Source organism: Anaerotignum faecicola (genome assembly GCA_024460105.1).
Lineage (GTDB): Bacteria > Bacillota > Clostridia > Lachnospirales > Anaerotignaceae > JANFXS01.
In genome coordinates this window covers 1-380 of sequence record JANFXS010000643.1, presented here as the reverse complement: position 1 = coordinate 380, position 380 = coordinate 1, and the positions used below count along the sequence as shown (strand labels likewise).

The window sequence follows — 380 nt, the reverse complement described above, 5'->3', positions numbered from 1 at the left end:
CGCCGAATCTGACCGAGGCCTGTATCCTGACCGGCAGAGAGTACCGGGAAGAAGGGTGGCACAGAGCGGACCTTCTGGCCATGGCGGAGGAAATCCTTAAGATGGGGCCTTCCGGAGTCGTTATAACAGGCGTCAAGGAAGGTGCGCATTTAACGAATGTCATCGCAGTACGGGACCGGGAAGCTGCATTTTGCCGGTCACTGAGGGTCGGCCGGGAACGGCCCGGCACAGGAGATGTCTTTTCCGCAATTGTGGCGGCGGAGGCGGTAAAAGGCTCGTCCCTTACCGATGCGGCGAAGAAAGCGGCGCATTTTGTCAAACGCTGCATCCTAAAATCCGAGGAGTTGGATGTTCCGGTACAAAACGGAGTATGCTTCGAG

The 380-nt window shown here is 57.4% G+C and carries 1 protein-coding gene; it reads left to right on the top strand.

All coding sequences use genetic code 11. The features are described 5' to 3' along the window. Positions 1–380 (top strand): bifunctional hydroxymethylpyrimidine kinase/phosphomethylpyrimidine kinase (locus tag NE664_15810; GenBank protein ID MCQ4728100.1); only part of this gene is annotated, 380 nt, incomplete at both ends.